We start from the raw sequence: 16,888 nt of genomic DNA on the forward strand, positions 1-16,888 counted from the left end.
AATGGGGATCACGCGACGAGGACTGCTCAGGACGACCGTGGCCGGGGCGGCAGCAACGGCGGCCGCCGGCTCCCTCACCGGCTGCCTGGGCCAGACCGCCGGCAGCCAGGGCAGCGCCGGCGAGAAGTTCGCCGGCGAGGTGGAGTGGTGGACGATCAACCTGCAGAAGAACTACGCCCCCTACATCCAAGGCATGATCGACGCCTACACCGCCGAGCACCCCGACGTCACGATCAACTGGGTCGACGTCCCCGGGCAGGACATCACCACCAAGCTGCTGGCCGCGATCGCCTCCGGCACGGTGCCGGACGCGGTGAACTACACCTCCTTCACCGTCGGCCTGTTCGGCGACTCCATGAGTGACCTCGGTGAGTTCTTCACCGACGAGGAGCTCGGCGCCTACGTCCCCAGCCTGCTCACCACCTTGAAGAACGACGCCGATCAGCAGGTCGGCATCCCCTGGTACAACGGCGGTGCCGGCTTCGGCATCTACCGCAAGTCCCTGTGCGAGCAGGCCGGCTACACCGAGGACAGCCTGCCCACGTCGTACGAGGAGGCCCTCGAGCTCTGCCAGGCGATCTACGACAAGACCGACGTGTACGGCGCCAACCTGATGTGCTACTCACAGGAGATGCAGGGTGAGGGCATCACCATGCTGAACGAGGAGCGCACCGAGGCGGCGTTCAACACCCCCGACACCGTCGCGGTGATGGAGCGCTACAAGAAGTACTTCGAATCGCGCGCCATCGCGCCCGGTGTGATGGGCAAGGAGGCCCGGCAGTACGAACAGTCGTTGGAGAACGGACAGATCGCCTGTGCCCCCAAGAGCGTGTCCTCGGCGCTGATCAACATCCAGAAGAACGCGCCGGACGTGTACGACGACCTGTGGATCGCTCCCGGGGTCACCGGACCGGCAGGAGAGCAACTGTTCTTCGGCCAGCAGGTGTTCGGCATCCCGAGCGCCTCCAACAACAAGGCCGCCGCCGCCGAGTGGCTGAAGTTCGTCACCAACGCCGAGAACCAGCTCGCGTTCTGCAAGCTGGTCAGCATCTTCCCCTCCTCCGCCGCGGCACTGGAGGACCCGTTCTTCACCGACATCGAGGTGACCGAGGCGATGGACGCCGGCCGCCAGGTGCTGGTCGCCCAGTTCGACTCGATGGTCGACGCGGCTCTCTCCACCGGCAACGACACCCTGCTGCGTGAGGTGTTCGACGAGCAGATCCGCACCTACATCACCGGCCAGTCGAGTGCCGAGGACGCGCTGGGCACCGCCGAGCAGCAGTGGAACGACGAACTGGCCAAACAGCAGTGACCGTGGGGCGGACGGGTCGGCCCCGGCCCACCGAGCCGCTTCGCATCGGCGTGGTCGGGGCCGGGATCATGGGACGCGGCAACGCCGAGGCGTTGGCCGGTGAACGCGACGTGCGGATCGCGGCGGTGACCAGTGGCGACCCGGCGAACGCCGAAGCGCTGGCCGACCTCGTCGCGGACAGGTCCAGGGTCACTCGGCCACGGGTGCACGCCGACCTGGACGCCCTGCTGGCCGATGACGAGGTCGATGCGGTCGCCCTCACCACGCCCGACCACCTGCACGGCCCGATGATGGTCGCCGCGGCCGAGGCCGGCAAGCACGTCCTGGTGGAGAAACCGTTCACCACCTCGTTGGCCGATGCCGACGCGGCGGTGGCGGCGATCCGGTCGGCCGGGGTCACCGCGATGTGCCTGTTCAACCACCGGTGGGTCCCGGCGTACGCGCAGGCCAAGGAGCTGATGGGCCAGGTCGGTGAGGTCGCGGTCGCCTATGCCCGCAAGGACGACACCCGATTCGTCCCGATGGAGATGCTGCGCTGGGCCGACCGCACCACCTGCGCGTGGTTCCTGTCCAGCCACGACATCGACCTGGTCAGCTGGCTGCTCGACGATCGGATCGTCTCGGTGTACGCCACCGCCCGCCACGGATTCCTGCGTGACAAGGGGATCGACACCCCTGACGCGATCCAGATCCAGGCCGAGTACGCCCGCGGTGCGACCGCCACCTTCGAGTCGGCGTGGATCTACCCCAACACCTTCCCCACCCTGGTCGACTCCTATGTGTCGGTGGTCGGCGAGGAAGGGGTGATCCAGCTCGACCGGCAGTCCGAGAACGTCCAACTCGCCACCGACTCCGGGTTCAGCTTCCCCCGGAACTCGTTGCAGCGCAGGGTTCACGGGGTTCCCGGCGGCGCCTACCGCGACGCCATCCGCCACTTCGTCGACTGCTGCCTGACCGGCACCGAGCCGCTGATCAGCATCGAGAGCTCCCGTGACGTGACCGCGGTCCTCGCCGCCGCACACGAGTCGATCAGCAGTCGGCAGCCGGTCGAGGTCGGTGGGGCCTGACATGATCAGGAACGTGCGCACGATCTCAGAAGGTGGGCCGCCATGACCGCGAACGAGCCTGAGACCGACGTCATCGAGCTGATCGACGTCGACTGCCAGCTTGGGGTGCTGCCCGACGCTCCGACCCAGATCGCCGATCCTGCCGACCTGGCGGCCGTACAGCGCCGACTCCACATCAGTGGCTCGGTGCTGGCCGCGGTGTCGGCCTGGCTGCACGACCCCGCCACCGGGAACGCCGAGACCCTCGAGCTGGCCGCACAGGTGCCCGGCGCGCGGCCCGCGGTGTTGATCACTCCACCGCTGCGCGGGGAGCCATCGGTCCTCGACAGCCCTGCCTGGCGGTCCGCGGTGCTCGCCACCGCCGCCCCGGCCTGGCACGGCTGGGCATTGCACGACCCGGCGCTGGACCCGATCTACCGGGCGATGAACCGGATCCGGCGCCCGCTGCGCATCTCGGCACTCCAGGCCAGTTGGTCGAGCCTGGAACGGTTCGCCTCGACCTGGCCCGGCATCCCGCTGCTGGTCGGTGAGATCGGCTACCGAACGCTGCGCGAGCTGGCCGGCGTGCTCGATCGCCACAGCTCGGTGCACGTCGTGCTGAGCAACTTCTCCGCCCACCAGGGCCTGGAATGGTTGGTGTCGGAGTTCGGCAGCGGCAGGGTGCTGTTCGGCAGCGGAACACCATGGCAGGAGCTGGGGGCCGCGGTCGCCCGGTTGCGCTGGTCCGGCCTCGACCGAACCGATCTGGTGGCCATCGCCCACGGCAACGCCCGCCGGCTGCTGTCGACCCCCGAGGCGGTGACGACCCGATGAACCCCGCCGACGGCGGCACGGGCCGCCTCGCCGACCGGGTCCTGGCGGCGATGAACGCCGGTCGGCCGTTGCCCCTGCCGGACGTCGTGGACGCCCATGCCCACCTGGGGCCGTACTCGCTGTTCCACATCCCGCACCCCGACCACGACACGATGGTCGCGGTGATGGACCGGGTGGGGATCGCCGCCGCCACGATCTCGGCCAACCGGGGCATCCAGCTCGAGGCGACCCGGGGCAACGCGATGGTGCTCGCAGCGGCGGCCGCCCACCCCGGACGGCTGCTGCCGGTCGGGGTGGTCAACCCGTGGCAGTCGCCCGAACGGACGGCCTCGGCCATCGCCGAGGGTCCGTACGTCGGGCTCAAGGTGCACCCGCAGCTGGCGCAGTACCCGGTCGACGGCCCCCGCTACGCCGCCGCGTTCGAGGTGGCCGCCGCCACCGGTCGGCCCCTGCTGACCCACTGCTGGGAGGGTTCGGACTACCACTCCCCGGAGCGCGTGGCGGCCGCTGCGCAGGCCCACCCGCAGGCCACGATCATCCTCGGCCACGGTGGCGGCTCCCCCACCGGCGTCGACCAGGCGATCGCGGTCGCCAGGCAGCATCCGAACCTGTTGCTGGAGATCTGCGGCTCGAAGATGACCTCTGCCGTGCTGCGCACCATGGTCACCGAGCTCGGCGCCGACCGGGTGCTGTTCGGTTCGGACTTCCCCTTCATCGACCTGCGCATCTCCTTGGGCAGGGTGGTGCTCGCCGATCTCGACGACGACGACCTGGTCGCCGTGCTCGGCGGGAACGCCCGCCGCGTGTTCGGGTCCGGTGACGCGACCGGGCCGAGGGCGTGATGTCGGCCGAGGCCCCGCACGACCACCTGGCCGGCGCGGTTCACGAGGTGACGATCGGGGTGTTCGGGCCGAAGGTGGCGGTCCGGCAGCTGATGCAGGTCGGCCAGCCACTCGCCGACAGCGGTGTGCGGTTCATCGCCGGCATCATGGGTGACCCAGCGGAGTCGGCCGAACAGTTCGAACGGCTGGCCGATCGCGTCCACGTGGCGGTGCTGCCCGGGCCGTGGCACCACGACCAGTTCCGCACCCTCGGCCCGCCGGTCCCCTCCATCGCGGTGCCGTTGACCGCGGAGTCGTTGTACGTGGGGTTGCTGCGGGCCCAACGTGCCGGCGTCGACATCGAACGGGTCAGCATCGACTCGATGACCAGGGCCGACGTCGCCGAGGCGTACGAGGAGTTGGGGCTCTCCGATCGACAGGTCGAGGTGATGCCGTACGACTTCGGCGCCCGGCCGGCCGACTACCACGACTTCCATCGCAGCCACCACACCGGCGGTCGCACGATGCTGGCCCTGACCACCTTCTTCGAGGTGTTGCGCGAGCTGGAGGCCGATGACGTCCCCGTGGCGCGGATGCGGCCGACCCGCCAGACGGTGCGCCGGACCCTCTCGACCGCGTTGCTGCTCGCCCGTGGGAGCCGGTTGCACGACAACCAGATCGCCATGGTCGCGGTCCAGTTGCCACCCACCGGCGACGGCACCCCCGAGGGGCCGAGCAACTACTGGTTCCAGGAACTGGCCCTGTCGGTGCACCGCTTCCTGTTGGACGAGGTCCGTCGGATCGGCGCGATCCTCCGCCCCCGCAGCGATTCCCGCTTCATGATCACCACCACCCGCGGCGGACTGGAGGAGATCACCGGCGGCCTGACGACGGCACCGTTCCTGGCCCGCTGCCGGGCCGAACTGGGCATCGACCTGCGGATCGGCGTCGGGCTGGGCACCACCGCCCAGGAAGCCGAACGACAGGCACTGACCGGGGTCGACATCGCCGCCACCCCGGCGGCCCACGGCCACGCCGCGCTGGTCGACGGGCCCGGCGGACACCGACTGCTGCCGCCCGCGGGCCCGGAGGCAACCCCGATCACCGCCGACGACCGAGCCGTGGAGGTGCTGCGCACCCTCGTCGCTGCTCGCCGCGGCGGACGGTCCACCGGGTCGGCGCGCCTCCAGCGCACCGCCGACCTGATCGTCGGGGTCGACGACGTGGCCGGCATCCTCGACGTCACCCCCCGGTCGGCCCGACGGATCGCCAAGACCCTCGTCGAGGCCGGCCTGGCCTGGCCGACGACGCCGCTGCGGTCCCCGTCCGGCGGACGCCCCCGCCAACAGTTCCGGCTGCTGGCCGAGAAGCTGACCACCACCGAAGCACCCGTCCGGGGCGAGGAGAGCAATGACCGAGCAGGCTGACCAGACCGCCACCACCATGGAGCAGTGGTACGAACGAGCGCGCCGTACGGTCGCCGGCGGGGTGTCCAGCGACGCCCGCCGGATGGCCGGCACACCGCTGTTCGTCGATCGGGCCCACGGGGCGGAGCTGATCGACCTGAACGGCAAGCGGTACGTCGACTACGTCCTGGGCCAGGGTCCCGACATCCTCGGCCACGCCAGCGAGATCGTGGCCGAGGCGGTGTCGGCACAGGTGCGTCGGGGGGTGGCCTACGCGGCACAACACCGGGACGAGGCGCTGGTCGCCGAGCTGTTGTGCGACATGGTCCCCTCGGCCGACCTGGTCCGGTTCAACAGTGTCGGTTCCGAAGCCGTGCACGGTGCACTGCGTCTCGCCCGTGGCCACACCGGTCGAGACCTGGTGATCAAGTTCGAGGGGCACTACCACGGCTGGCTCGACCCGGTACTGCACAGTGTCCATCCGCCGCTCGACGCCGCCGGCGCGGCGGACCGGCCCACCACCGTGGCGGGCACGCTCGGCCTGACCCCGGGCAGTGGGGACTCGCTGCGGGTGCTGGGGTGGAACGACCCGGCTGCGGTCGAGGCAGCCTTCGCCGCCGAGGGTGACCGGATCGCCGCGGTGATCTGTGAGCCGCTGCTCTGCAACACCGGCGCGATCGAACCGGAGCCGGGGTTCCTGGAGTTCCTGCGCGACATCTGCACCCGGAACGGTTCGGTGTTGATCTTCGACGAGATCATCACCGGATTCCGGGTCGGCGAGGGTGGGGCCCAGCAGCGCTTCGGCGTCACCCCCGACCTGACCACCCTCGGCAAGGCGATGGCCGGTGGCATGCAGGTCGCCGCGCTCGCCGGGTCGGCGGCGGTGATGGGCACGATCGCGTCCGGCAGGGTCGGCCACGCCGGCACGTTCAACTCCCACCCGGTCGCGATGGCTGCGGCGAAGGCGGTGCTGGGGCACCTGCACGAGCACGCCGACGCGATCTACCCCGGGCTCACCACGACCGGGCAGTCCCTGATGACCGCGATCGCCGCCTCGGCCGAGCGGCACGGCGTCCCCCTGCTGGTCGCCGGTCCCGGACCGCTGTTCCAGACCTACTTCACCGACCAGCCGGTGATCCGGACCTATCGGGAGTACGCGGCCTGCGACCACGCGCTGGCTGCCAGGTTCCACGCAGAACTGTTGCGGCACGGGGTCAACATCGTGCCCCGCGGGTTGTGGTTCCTTTCCACGGCGCACGGCGCCGACCACGTCAACGAGACCGCTGAGGTGGTCGACGCCGTGCTGGCATCACTCTGAGCCGTCCTGGCCTCCTCTGATCAGGCGCCATCCGGCATGCCGGCGTCTCAGCCGGCGTCGGACTCCCAGCCGGCGTTGCGTGCCCAGACCAGGTAGGAGACCCCCAACATCCGGGAACCGCCCAAGGGCTCGAGGTCCATCGCCGCGTACACCGCGTGGATGTGGTCGGCCATCGTCGGCTCGACCGGCTGCAGGGTGAGCCACCGCCCGGCCTGGGCGGCCACCGAATCGCTGGCCACGTCTCCCCCGCTGACCCGGGTGGCGACGTGGGTCGGGTCGACCGCCACGTTGTCGGTGTAGGTGGCGCCGAGGTGGGCGAGGTCGTCGTCGGTGGCACCGAGGCCGGCGCCGTGGGCGGCGTTGAGGAACTCGACCGTGATCGCGGCGTGGCTGATGTCCTCGTACTGGGTCGCCCGCCCGTACCACGGGGTGTACTCCGACAGGCCCGACTCGGCGTCGTAGCTGTTGTAGAGCTCGCTGTAGGTGGGCCAGTAGTGCCACTGCCACGCCTCACCGACGACCTCGACGTCGGAGCGGAAGGCCCGGACCATCGCCTCGACCTTCGCCGCGTACGCCGGTTGCGGCGAGATCCGGTGCAGCTCAGCCATCGTCTGCCCCAGCCCCTGGGTCTGGTTGAACGGCTGGATCAGCCCGTCGAACGGTACGGCTGCACCGGTCGGCCACACGTAGTCGCCACCGGTGCTGCCGTCGGCGAGCTCCCGGAACTTCCACTCGCGGTCGTGGAAGGCGACCGCCTTGTGGGTCCACGCCAGGTAGCGCTGGGCAGCACCGCGGTAGCGCACCGACCCCTGCTGCAGCATCAGTCGGGAGAACAACGCCATCGGGTACGTGACCATCCCGGTGTGCACCGCGAACGCGTAGTACTGCTGTGCCAGTCCGGTGGTACCGGCCACCGGCGTCCCCCCGGCCCCGGACGACACGTCCTTGGCGGTCCATCGGACGTTCGGCGAGTAGACGTCCTCGTTCACCCGGCGCACCACGAAGTCAGGGCTGTCGGGGTCGAAGTTCACCCCGGTCAGCGTCTTCGTCGCCACCCGGGGGTGGGTCAGCACCAGGTCGAAGCCGGTGGCGGTGACGTTGCTGACCGTCACCTTGCCATCGGTCGGGTACGTCCAGGCGTACCGGATCTCGAACAGTGGTGCGCCGGCCGCGTCGGTCACCGTCGCCGCGGCCGAGGTGTAGTTGCCGCCGGTCCGCCAGACCCAACCCGACCGGCCCGCGTGGTCGGTCACCTCGCGGCGGACGTCGGTCTGGGCCCAGACCTGGTCGGCGCGCTCCACGAACCGGTCGAGGTAGGTCGTGTCGCCGGTGGCCTGGTACATCCGCACCAACGACAACAGCAGGTACGAGATCCCCCAGGCCAACCCCCCGGCCTCGTTGTTCGGCACCGAGGTGTCCGTGCCGGCCCACGCCTTCTCGTACGCGGCGACGGTGTCGTACCGGTCGTAGTGGGAAGCCGAGGCCCGTACGGCGGGCAGCCCGGCGACCGCGAGTGCGGCCACCCCGGCCGTCCCGGCGAGCAGCCGGCGTCGGTTGATCATGAACTGGTTCATCGTGATTACCTCCATTGGTGTGCCCCACGCGATGTGGGAATGACGTACCTGGCTCGTGACGTGCGTGGTAATGGGATCCCGCTCAGGCGGCGACCACGCCACGTGGGTTGATCCGCAGCAACCTGGTCTGCTGGTCGATCACGTACAGGTTCCCGTAGCCGTCGGTGGTGATGTCCTTGTCGGCCCCTTGGAACAGGATCTGCAGGCTGCTCGTCGCCGATCCCTCGGCGAGCGTCCGTGCCGGGTCGACGGTGAAGACCCGTCCACCTGCGATGCCGTAGATCCGGCCGTCGAGCACCAGCATCCGGGCGTAGTTGCCGGCGATCCGGTCGCCGGGCTTCCAGTCCGCGAAGACTTCCTCGGTGTGGATGACCTCCTCGGTCTCGGGATCCATCGCCACCAGCCAGCCCTCGGCGTAGAACCACACCGTGCCGTCCGGAGCGGTCACCGCGGCGTTGATCGACCGGGTGTTCGGGACCGGCCACTCGATGGTCCGGGTCGAGTCGTCGGACTCGTCGTGGATGATCAACTTCGCCTGGCTGTCGATGGGCACCCCGTCGTAGGAGAAGAAGATGTTGCCGCCACCGAACACCTTGCTGCCACTCGCGGCGATCGCGTTCACCGACTGGTGCCCGATCACGCCCTCCAGGGTGTGGCACTCACCGGTGGTGAGGTCCATCCAGCCGAAGGCACCCATGTCGTGGCCGTACTCGGCCTGGCTGCCGTAGTAGAGCCGGTCGCCATGGCCGACCAGCGCGTACGGCCGGTTCTGCTCGGCGCCGATCACGCAGTCGACCCGCGGTTGCGTACCCGCCTCGAAGTCAGCCGGGCTGAACGACCGGACGTCACCGTAGGGGTAGTTCCCCTGCCGCACCCGACCGCGGTAGTTGGTCATGACCTCGGCCTGTCCGCCGATCGACTTGGCGACCTGCTGGTCGTCGCGCATCGCCGGGTGCTTGCCGAGCCCCCCGGTCAGGTAGCCGGCGCTCCACACGTTGCCGTCGGGTCCGCCGGTGATCGAGTTGAGTCCGGTGGGCAACATCGGGATGTCCTCGACCAGTGTGTGCTCGAAGTTGCCGGTCTCGATGTTGTACTTCACCAGGTTGGCACCGGAGTTCCAGCCGACCACGCTCGGGCCGGGCCACTCCGGGTCCTCGAGGTCGACGATCTCCCACTGGCGCGAGAAGATCTGGGTCGGCGCCTCGGTGATCACCTCGATCTCACCGGTGACGACGTCGAACGAGTGCAGCGGGATCCCTTGGGCCTGGGTGTTGGCCATCGTGTAGTAGATCTTGTCGTCCACCACCGGCGAGGAGCCGTTGTAGATGACGCCCTTGATCTCCTTGATCGACTCCGCCTGCAGTTCACCGTTCGCGTCGCGGGTGACCTTCAGCACGATCAGGTAGTCGTTGCCCGTGCTGGACGAGTCGCCGCCCCAGACCTGGACGTAGCCGCTGCCGGCGGTGATGCCGTACACCCAGGTGGCGTCGGCGACGGGGCCGAGCAGGGAGGTGAAGTCCTTGCACTGTTCGGATCCCGGGGTGCCGCCGGTGTCGCAGCCGTACAACTTCGCGACCCCGGTGCCGGTGCCGGCCCAGACGGTCTCGGTGGCGTCCTCGTAGCCGACGGCACGGGTGTAGTTGGCCTCGGGGGTCAACGGGGTCGGACCGAACTTCGCAAAGCCGGTGTCGGGGTGGTACTGCCACAACTGGGCACCTGCGTACCCGGCCGTCGGCTCGCCCCAGGCGCCGCCGTACAACGTGCCGTCCTTGCCCATGTTGAGGCCGTAGGTGAAGCCGAAGTGCTCGATCGGCGGGGTGCCGATGCGTTCGGCGACCGGGTCGCCCGGCTGCCAGCCGTACAGTGCCGGCGACTGGTAGGTGCCGATGTAGACCATGCCGCTCTCAGGGTCCTGCTCGATCGTCCACGAACCGGTGGCACCGGGCACCTCGACGGTGTTGGTGACCTCACCGGTCAGGATGTCGGTGACCACCAGTACGGCCGGGTTGAACGCCGACCCGGTGGCCACCGCGAAGGTGACGTGCCGGCCGTTCTCGTCGACGCCGGCGGCCATCCCCAGGAAGCTGCCGCGCTTGGTGACCTGCGGCTTCAGCATCGTGTACTCGCCGGTGATCAACACCTGGTCGAAGGTGACCTGTCGCTGGCCGCCCAGCTCGACCGCGACCCGGGTCGCGCCGGCCGGCGCCTCGGCGGTGAACTCGACGACGTCCCCGGCAGCGGTCCGCTCGCCCTGGCTGCTGGCGAGCACGGTCCCCGCGTCGTCGAGGAAGCGCAGCCCGATCGTCGCGTGGCCGGTGCCGCCGGTGTGGGCGAAGGCGGTGTAGGACTCGCCGGCGACCGCGGCCACCGGCGTGCTGACCACGCCGAGCATCAGGCAGGGCGGTGTGCCGGGCAGGCTGAGTGCCTGCTCCCCGTCGCTGGCCCCGTCGGCAGTGGTGGTCGGTACGGAGGCACACCGCGGTGGTCCGGTCTCACCCCGCCCGTTGGACGTCGTCCATCCGGTGGTGCCGTCCTCGAAGCTGTGGTTCGTGATCAACAGGTCACCGTCGTTGACCCGTGGGTTCGGGACCTCCGGTGCGGCCTGTGCGCCACCGATCGGCATCAGCAGGGTCAGTGCCACGGCTGCCACCAGGACGCGCCACAACTGACGCCCCCGTGTCGCTGCCCGTGCCGCCACCGTTGGTGGCGCCCCTTGCCCGGTTGACCCTTGCCCGGTTGACCCTTGCCCGGTTGACCCTCGTCCCGTTGCCTGTGTCCGCGTGCCCATTGCAGCCTCCTTGCGTACCGATGGTGCCGTCACTCAAACACAACCGGACAGGAAGTCGCAATAGTGTGCCGCCATAAATTGCCAAACCTGCGCCGCAACCGCCTCGACGGCCGACAACGGTCGCGCCGAAACCCCTGACGGGTCCGAGTTTCGGTCCTAGCGGTTGTGCCAGGCGTCCGGGACCGCGAGCAACTGGTCCACCGAGGCCGGGAAATCACCGGAGAGCACGTCGGCCACACTGACCCCGTCCAACACCTCCCGCAGGCTGGCCCGGACCGCCACCCACAGCGTCGGCAGGTGCTGGGCCACACCGGTGTAGGTGGTCTCACTCGGTCGCAGCCCACGTACCTCGGCCAGCGGCCCGTCGACCGCCCGGAAGATCGCCCCGATCGACAACTCGGCCGACGGTCGCGCCAGCCGGTAGCCCCCGGACGCCCCACGCTGGCTGACCACCACGCCACCCCGGCGCAGGTCGGCCAGGATCGCCTCGAGGAACTTCCGCGGCAGATCCTGCTCGGCCGCCAACTCGTCGGCGGGCACCGGATCCGCCCCGGCAGCCTGGGCACGCGCCAGGATCAGGGTCGCCCGAACTGCGTACTCCGTCCGCGCCGAGATGTCCACACGGCCATCATCCCATCCCGCCCACGGACCCCGGCGGGGCCACGGAGTGGGACGGGGAGGCAGGCCGGTACCGACCTCGTGCTAGATTCCCCACTGTTTCGATAGGTATTGACGGTTTAAATTTCCAGGAGTCCCCGTGCGCACCCTCATCCTGATCGCCCTGGTCGGTCTTGCGGCCCAACTCGTCGACGGCTCCCTGGGCATGGCGTACGGCGTCACCACCACCACCCTGCTGCTCGCGATCGGCACCAACCCGGCCGCCGCGTCGGCCACGGTCCACCTGGCCGAGATCGGCACCACGCTGGTCTCCGGCGTCTCCCACTGGCGCTTCGGCAACGTCGACTGGGCGGTGGTGCTGCGGATCGGGATCCCCGGCGCGGTCGGCGCCTTCGCCGGTGCCACCTTCCTGGCCAACCTCGACACCTCGATCGCCAAGCCACTGATGGCGGTGGTGCTGCTGGCACTCGGCTCGTACGTCCTGCTCCGCTTCACCGTGAAGGGCTTGCGGACCGACACCCTCGGCAAACCCCTGCGGTGGCGCTTCCTGGCACCGCTGGGCGTGGTCGCCGGCTTCCTCGACGCCACCGGTGGCGGCGGCTGGGGCCCCGTCGGTACGCCGACCCTGTTGGCCAGCGGACGGATCGAGCCCCGCCGCACGATCGGTTCGATCGACACCAGCGAATTCCTGGTGGCGCTCGCCGCCAGCCTCGGCTTCCTGTTCGCGCTGGGCTCGCAGGGGATCAACGTCGGCTGGGTGGTCGCGCTGCTGGTCGGTGGCGTCATCGCCGCGCCGATCGCGGCCTTCCTGGTCCGGTTGCTGCCCGCCCGGGTGCTCGGGGCGGCCGCCGGCGGCCTGATCGTGATCACCAACGTGCGTACCCTGCTGGGGCTGGAGGCGGTGGAGGCGTTCGCCGCGGTCGCGGCCATCCCGATCTACGTCGCGCTCGTTGCGGTCTGGGCCGGCGCGATCGGCTGGTCCGTCAAGCAGCACCGGGCCGAGGTCGCCGTCGCGCGCACCGGGGCCGTGGCAGCGAGCGATCCGGCCGACGTCGAGTCCGACCGGGCGGGTGTCTGACTGCACCGAGTGGGCACTCGGCGAGGCACCCCACCACCGAGCGGGCACCCGGAGAGGCACCCCCCACACCGAGCGGGCACCCGGAGAGGCACCCCCAAACCGAAAGGGCGCCCGGAGAGGCGATCGGTCACTCGTCTCGTCTCCAACTGCCCGCTCGGTGAACGGCGGATCGAGTGTCCGGCCCGCAGGCTGGCGAATCGGGCTCGATTCGGTGGACCTCGTCGTAAGATCGGGCGCCACAGTGACACAGCTGGATGCATGCTCCACGTGTGTCGCTGTGGCGCCGCTCCGTACGAGTGACCCGCGCTGATGGGACGTCTCGACGGCCGCGCGAGCTCAGACAGCGGCCTCGAGCTGATCCCGGGTGGCTGCGGCCAGGGTGCCACGGTCCTCGACGGCCAGGTCGTCCAGTCCCAGCCAGCCGGCCAGCTGCCACAGCTCGGCGACGAGTTGCTCGGCGATGTCGGGGTCGGCCGTGCCGGGGTCGGCGGCAGGTTCACGCCACGCGGACCGGACCCGCAGCACGCCTGCCTTACGATCGGCCTTGAGGTCGACCCGGGCGACGAACTGGCTGTCCCACAACAGCAGGTAGCTGTAGTAGCCGTACTGTCGCTTCGCCTCGGGAACGTAGATCTCGATCTTGTAGTCGACACCGAACAGCGCGAGCAACCGCTCCCGTTCGAAGACCATCGAGTCGAACGGACTGACCAGCGCGCGGGTGCTGATCGACCGCGGCTTGCGTGCCTTGTGCCACAGGTAGGCCGGACGGTCCCAGCCCTCGACCGTCGCCGGCAGCAACTCGCCGGACTCGACCAGCGCATCGATCGCCGGTCGGGTGGCCGTCCCCCGGGTCCGGAAGTAGTCGCGCAGGCACAGCTCACTCGCCACGCCGAGGGCGCGCGCGGCCCGGCGCACCAACGCCACCACCGCCTCCTCCTCGGTCGGGGTCGGCTCGGCCAGGATCGTCGCGGGCAACACCTTCGACCATGGGGCGTACCGTCGCTCGAACTGCTTGTTGCGGCCGGCCGAGCTGAGTTGCCCTGCCCACAGCAACCATTCACACGCCGTCTTCACCGACGACCAGTTCCAGCCCCAGTGGTCGCGCCGGCGTTCCTCGTCGTGGTCGATCTGCCGGGCCGTGATCGGTCCCCGCTCGGTGACCTCGGCCAACACGTCGTTGATCAACTCCGGCTGCTCCTGTCGCAGCCGGACGATGCCGCCCCACGCCTCCCGTTCGGCCTGCGCCATCCGCCACCGCAACTGCGGCTGCAGTCGGGAGTCGATCATGCTCGCCGCGTGCCCCCAGTACTCGAAGAGTCGACGGGGAGCGTTGTGCGACGCACGTTCCAACAGCCCGAGGTCGTACGGCCCGAGCCGCGAGTACAGCGGCATGTGATGGGCCCGGGTGACGACGTTGATCGTGTCGATCTGGAACTGGGCAACCTGATCGATCACCCGTTGTACGTCACGCATCCCGATCGCCCGGTCCGGCCGCGGCACGCCGAATCCCTGTGCAGCAAGGGCGATCCGGCGTGCCTGCGGTCGACCCAACCGGACGGGTCGGGTGGTGGACTGCTCAGCCAACGGCCGCCTCGTCCTCATCCGTGTCGACCTGGATGACGCCGTAGTCGTACCCCTTGCGGCGGTAGACCACGCTCGGTCGGCCCGACTCGGCGTCGACGAACAGGTAGAAGTCGTGACCGACGAGCTCCATCTCGTACAGCGCCTGGTCGAGCGTCATCGGCTGGGCCTTGTGCACCTTCTCACGGACCACCAGCGGTCCGTCGCCCTCGACGTCCATCCCGGCCACCGTCCGGTGGTCGGGGTCCTCGTCGACCGGCTGCAGGTGCACCGGCTCCAGTGTCGGGTCGATGCCGGCGGTCGCCTCGCTGACCGAGCGCGGGGTGTGGCGTCCTCGGTGCACGCGACGGCGATCGGCGGCCTTGCGGAGTTGCGCCATCAGGCGGTCCAGGGCCATGTCGAAGGCGGCCTGCTTCTCTTCGGCAGCAGCCTCGGCCCGCATCACCGGACCGCGGGAGTGGACCGTGATCTCGACCCGTCCGGCCGGTTCACCCTTGCGCCGGTTCTGCTCCGCGGTCACCTTGACCTCGACCCGTATCACGCGATGGTCGAGCTTCTCCAGCCGCGAGATCCGCTCCTCGACGTAGGTGCGGAATGCCTCGGTCACGGTGACGTGATGACCCTTGACGACGACGTCCATGCTGAACCTCCTGGTCGGTCGCGTCAGCGGGTCCGGTGCCAGCGGCACCACCCCGCTGACGGGTGGTTCATCCACACGCTAGTCCGTCATCGGCCGGCACACCAGTGGCCACGCGTTCACCGGCGGTTCAAAGTGAGTTCACCGGGTGATCGCGGTGGCACCTGCTCCGTGGGGCACCTCGGCGGCCACCAGTCGCTGCCGCTGCTCCCCCAGCCCCTCGATCAGCAACCGCATCTCGTCGCCCGGCTGCAGGTACGGGTACTTCTTCGACAGCGCGACACCCTGCGGGGTGCCGGTGTTGATCACGTCGCCCGGTTCCAGCACCATGAACTGGCTGAGCTCGTAGACGATCTGCTCCACGTCGAAGATCAGGTCGGCGGTGCTGGAGTCCTGCCGCGGTTCGTCGTTCACCCAGGACGCCAGGCGCAGCGCGCCGGCGTCGACCTCGTCGGCCGGCACCAACGAGGGGCCGAGCGGATTGAAGGTCTCGCAACACTTCCCCTTCGACCACTGGGTCCCCGACAGCGCGATCTGGTAGTCACGCTCGGAGACGTCGTTGGAGACCGCGTAGCCGGCGATGTGATCACGCGCGGCAGCCTTGTTCGGCAGGTAACGGGCCCGCCGTCCGATCACGACCGCCAACTCCACCTCCCAGTCGGTGGCCTCGCTCCGCGGCGGTACGGCGACGTCGTCGTACGCACCGACGACGGTGTTGGGGTGCTTGAAGAACACGATCGGCACCTCGGGCGGGGCCGAGCCCGACTCGGCGGCGTGTGCCGCGTAGTTCATCCCGATGCAGACCACCGCGGTCGGGCGTGCGACCGGCGGACCGTACCGGAGTCCGGTCACGTCGACCTGTGGCAACGAGCCCGCCTGCAGTGCCTGCCGGACGCGGGCGATCCCGTCGCCGGCGAGGAAGTCGCCGTCGATGTCCGCGGTCAGGTCGCGCAGGTCGTACGCCACCTCGTCGACCAGGACGACCGGCTGCTCCTGACCCGGCTCTCCTCGACGCTGGAACTCCACGATGATCAACATCCTCCCGTTGGCAACCACACGTGGTCCGCATCGTACTGAGTCGACCCCGCACACCCCGCTCCGTCTCACCGGTTCCGATCATGGTCCGCGGCGGGCGTGTCCGGTCGTCGGCGTGGGGTGGCGGCCAGGGTGGCACCGCCCAGCACCTCGAACCCACCCGCTCGCAGTGCCCGGGCCGCCTCGGCCAGGCTGGCACCGGTGGTGACCAGGTCGTCACACACGATGGCGTACGGCATCGGGCCGCCGCGGGCAGCGGTTCGGGAGACGAGGGCTCCGGCCAGGTTCCTCGCCCTGCCACCCACCCCGAGACCGGCCTGGTCCGACACCGCCCGGGTGAACCGCAGCACCGGCGTGGTCGGCAGCTGCCACCCCTGCCGGGCAGCGAGCCGACTGACCCGACGGGCCAAGGCAGTGGTGGTGTCGAGCCCACGGGCCCGTACGGCAGCAGCCCGCGACGGCATCGGCACCAGCACCACCCGGCCGCCGTCGGGCCAACCGGCCAGCGTCGTCGCGGCCACCGACAACCACAGCCGCCGGGCCAGCACCGTACCGAGCCCCCACACCCCGTGCTCCTTGTACGCCGACAGCACCGCAGGCAGGACCTGCTCGTAGCTCGCCGCGACCCAGGTGGCCGGGAAGCCGGGCGGCACGGGGTCGGGCCGATGGCGTCGGACCGGTTGGTCCATGATCAACTCGGTGCAGTCGGCGCACAGGATCGGCCCCGGGCGGCCGCAGCCGGCACAGCGGCCACCGAGCAACAGGTCGAGTGCTGCGGCCCGGATCCCGTCGCCGGCGGAGCGGGGACGAGGGGCCACCCGACCACCCTGCCCCAGTGGC

Annotated in this window: 14 protein-coding genes; 7 read left to right on the forward strand and 7 right to left on the reverse strand. The window is 70.0% G+C overall.

The features are described from left to right. Position 1: 1 nt before the first annotated feature. From ACQBAU_RS11625 to ACQBAU_RS11650, 6 genes are read left to right on the forward strand one after another with little or no spacing between them, the layout of a single operon-like run. On the forward strand, positions 2-1,312 hold the full coding sequence (locus ACQBAU_RS11625) for an ABC transporter substrate-binding protein (RefSeq protein WP_465256496.1): 1,311 nt from the start codon (positions 2-4) through the stop codon (positions 1,310-1,312). A 2-nt stretch (positions 1,313-1,314) separates the two neighbouring features. Further along, positions 1,315-2,379 carry a Gfo/Idh/MocA family protein gene (locus tag ACQBAU_RS11630; RefSeq protein WP_465256495.1) on the forward strand — a complete coding sequence of 355 codons (1,065 nt, stop codon included), beginning with the start codon at positions 1,315-1,317 and terminating at the stop codon, positions 2,377-2,379. A gap of 42 nt (positions 2,380-2,421) precedes the next feature. Then, positions 2,422-3,192, forward strand: a complete 771-nt coding sequence (locus ACQBAU_RS11635) for an amidohydrolase family protein (protein ID WP_465256494.1) — start codon at positions 2,422-2,424, stop codon at positions 3,190-3,192. After that, complete coding sequence (locus ACQBAU_RS11640) at positions 3,189-4,034, forward strand: amidohydrolase family protein (RefSeq protein ID WP_434551076.1); 846 nt, start codon at positions 3,189-3,191, stop codon at positions 4,032-4,034. The genes ACQBAU_RS11635 and ACQBAU_RS11640 overlap by 4 nt, the downstream gene beginning before the upstream one ends. Then, complete coding sequence (locus tag ACQBAU_RS11645) at positions 4,034-5,440, forward strand: hypothetical protein (RefSeq protein WP_465256493.1); 1,407 nt, start codon at positions 4,034-4,036, stop codon at positions 5,438-5,440. Before ACQBAU_RS11640 ends, ACQBAU_RS11645 begins: the two co-directional genes overlap by 1 nt. Continuing rightward, positions 5,424-6,737 (forward strand): aspartate aminotransferase family protein, encoded by a 1,314-nt coding sequence (locus ACQBAU_RS11650; RefSeq protein ID WP_465256492.1) that lies wholly within the window; start codon positions 5,424-5,426, stop codon positions 6,735-6,737. Before ACQBAU_RS11645 ends, ACQBAU_RS11650 begins: the two co-directional genes overlap by 17 nt. Before the next feature lie 47 nt (positions 6,738-6,784). On the opposite strand, the gene ACQBAU_RS11655 is transcribed toward ACQBAU_RS11650, so the two are convergent. The 3 genes from ACQBAU_RS11655 to ACQBAU_RS11665 all read right to left on the reverse strand — a co-directional run bounded on the left by ACQBAU_RS11655 (position 6,785) and on the right by ACQBAU_RS11665 (position 11,720). Continuing rightward, positions 6,785-8,311 carry a hypothetical protein gene (locus tag ACQBAU_RS11655; RefSeq protein WP_434551079.1) on the reverse strand — a complete coding sequence of 509 codons (1,527 nt, stop codon included), beginning with the start codon at positions 8,309-8,311 and terminating at the stop codon, positions 6,785-6,787. Between the two features lie 82 nt (positions 8,312-8,393). Then, positions 8,394-10,952 (reverse strand): NHL repeat-containing protein, encoded by a 2,559-nt coding sequence (locus ACQBAU_RS11660; RefSeq protein WP_465259358.1) that lies wholly within the window; start codon positions 10,950-10,952, stop codon positions 8,394-8,396. A gap of 303 nt (positions 10,953-11,255) precedes the next feature. After that, positions 11,256-11,720 carry an RrF2 family transcriptional regulator gene (locus tag ACQBAU_RS11665; protein ID WP_434551081.1) on the reverse strand — a complete coding sequence of 155 codons (465 nt, stop codon included), beginning with the start codon at positions 11,718-11,720 and terminating at the stop codon, positions 11,256-11,258. A gap of 136 nt (positions 11,721-11,856) precedes the next feature. Here ACQBAU_RS11665 and ACQBAU_RS11670 point away from each other — a divergent pair, with 136 nt between their 5' ends. Next, a complete protein-coding gene (locus tag ACQBAU_RS11670; RefSeq protein ID WP_465256480.1) occupies positions 11,857-12,795 on the forward strand; it encodes a sulfite exporter TauE/SafE family protein in 939 nt (312 codons plus the stop codon). 336 nt (positions 12,796-13,131) lie between these two features. Here ACQBAU_RS11670 and ACQBAU_RS11675 read toward each other — a convergent pair whose 3' ends face one another. The 4 genes from ACQBAU_RS11675 to ACQBAU_RS11690 all read right to left on the reverse strand — a co-directional run bounded on the left by ACQBAU_RS11675 (position 13,132) and on the right by ACQBAU_RS11690 (position 16,866). Next, positions 13,132-14,379 carry a winged helix-turn-helix domain-containing protein gene (locus ACQBAU_RS11675; RefSeq protein ID WP_434551083.1) on the reverse strand — a complete coding sequence of 416 codons (1,248 nt, stop codon included), beginning with the start codon at positions 14,377-14,379 and terminating at the stop codon, positions 13,132-13,134. Then, positions 14,372-15,016 carry a ribosome hibernation-promoting factor, HPF/YfiA family gene (gene hpf / locus ACQBAU_RS11680; protein ID WP_465256487.1) on the reverse strand — a complete coding sequence of 215 codons (645 nt, stop codon included), beginning with the start codon at positions 15,014-15,016 and terminating at the stop codon, positions 14,372-14,374. The genes ACQBAU_RS11675 and hpf overlap by 8 nt, the downstream gene beginning before the upstream one ends. Before the next feature lie 138 nt (positions 15,017-15,154). Further along, positions 15,155-16,051: a fumarylacetoacetate hydrolase family protein gene (locus ACQBAU_RS11685; RefSeq protein WP_465256479.1), complete on the reverse strand. Its 897-nt coding sequence runs from the start codon at positions 16,049-16,051 to the stop codon at positions 15,155-15,157. Positions 16,052-16,116: 65 nt separating this feature from the next. Beyond that, entirely contained in the window at positions 16,117-16,866 is a 750-nt protein-coding gene (locus ACQBAU_RS11690) for a ComF family protein (RefSeq protein WP_465256478.1), read from the reverse strand. Between the last annotated feature and the right edge of the window lie 22 nt (positions 16,867-16,888).

This window comes from Carbonicoccus niuqiaonis (genome assembly GCF_050157065.1).
Lineage (GTDB): Bacteria > Actinomycetota > Actinomycetes > Propionibacteriales > Propionibacteriaceae > Avipropionibacterium.

What these genes read in the sequence shown, in the direction of transcription:
- ACQBAU_RS11635 (WP_465256494.1), top strand. Translation starts at nt 2,422, where the DNA reads ATGACCGCGAACGAGCCTGAGACCGACGTCATCGAGCTGATCGACGTC.
- hpf (WP_465256487.1), bottom strand. Translation starts at nt 15,016, where the DNA reads ATGGACGTCGTCGTCAAGGGTCATCACGTCACCGTGACCGAGGCATTC.
- ACQBAU_RS11685 (WP_465256479.1), bottom strand. Translation starts at nt 16,051, where the DNA reads ATGTTGATCATCGTGGAGTTCCAGCGTCGAGGAGAGCCGGGTCAGGAG.
- ACQBAU_RS11650 (WP_465256492.1), top strand. Translation starts at nt 5,424, where the DNA reads ATGACCGAGCAGGCTGACCAGACCGCCACCACCATGGAGCAGTGGTAC.
- ACQBAU_RS11645 (WP_465256493.1), top strand. Translation starts at nt 4,034, where the DNA reads ATGTCGGCCGAGGCCCCGCACGACCACCTGGCCGGCGCGGTTCACGAG.
- ACQBAU_RS11655 (WP_434551079.1), bottom strand. Translation starts at nt 8,311, where the DNA reads ATGAACCAGTTCATGATCAACCGACGCCGGCTGCTCGCCGGGACGGCC.
- ACQBAU_RS11625 (WP_465256496.1), top strand. Translation starts at nt 2, where the DNA reads ATGGGGATCACGCGACGAGGACTGCTCAGGACGACCGTGGCCGGGGCG.
- ACQBAU_RS11640 (WP_434551076.1), top strand. Translation starts at nt 3,189, where the DNA reads ATGAACCCCGCCGACGGCGGCACGGGCCGCCTCGCCGACCGGGTCCTG.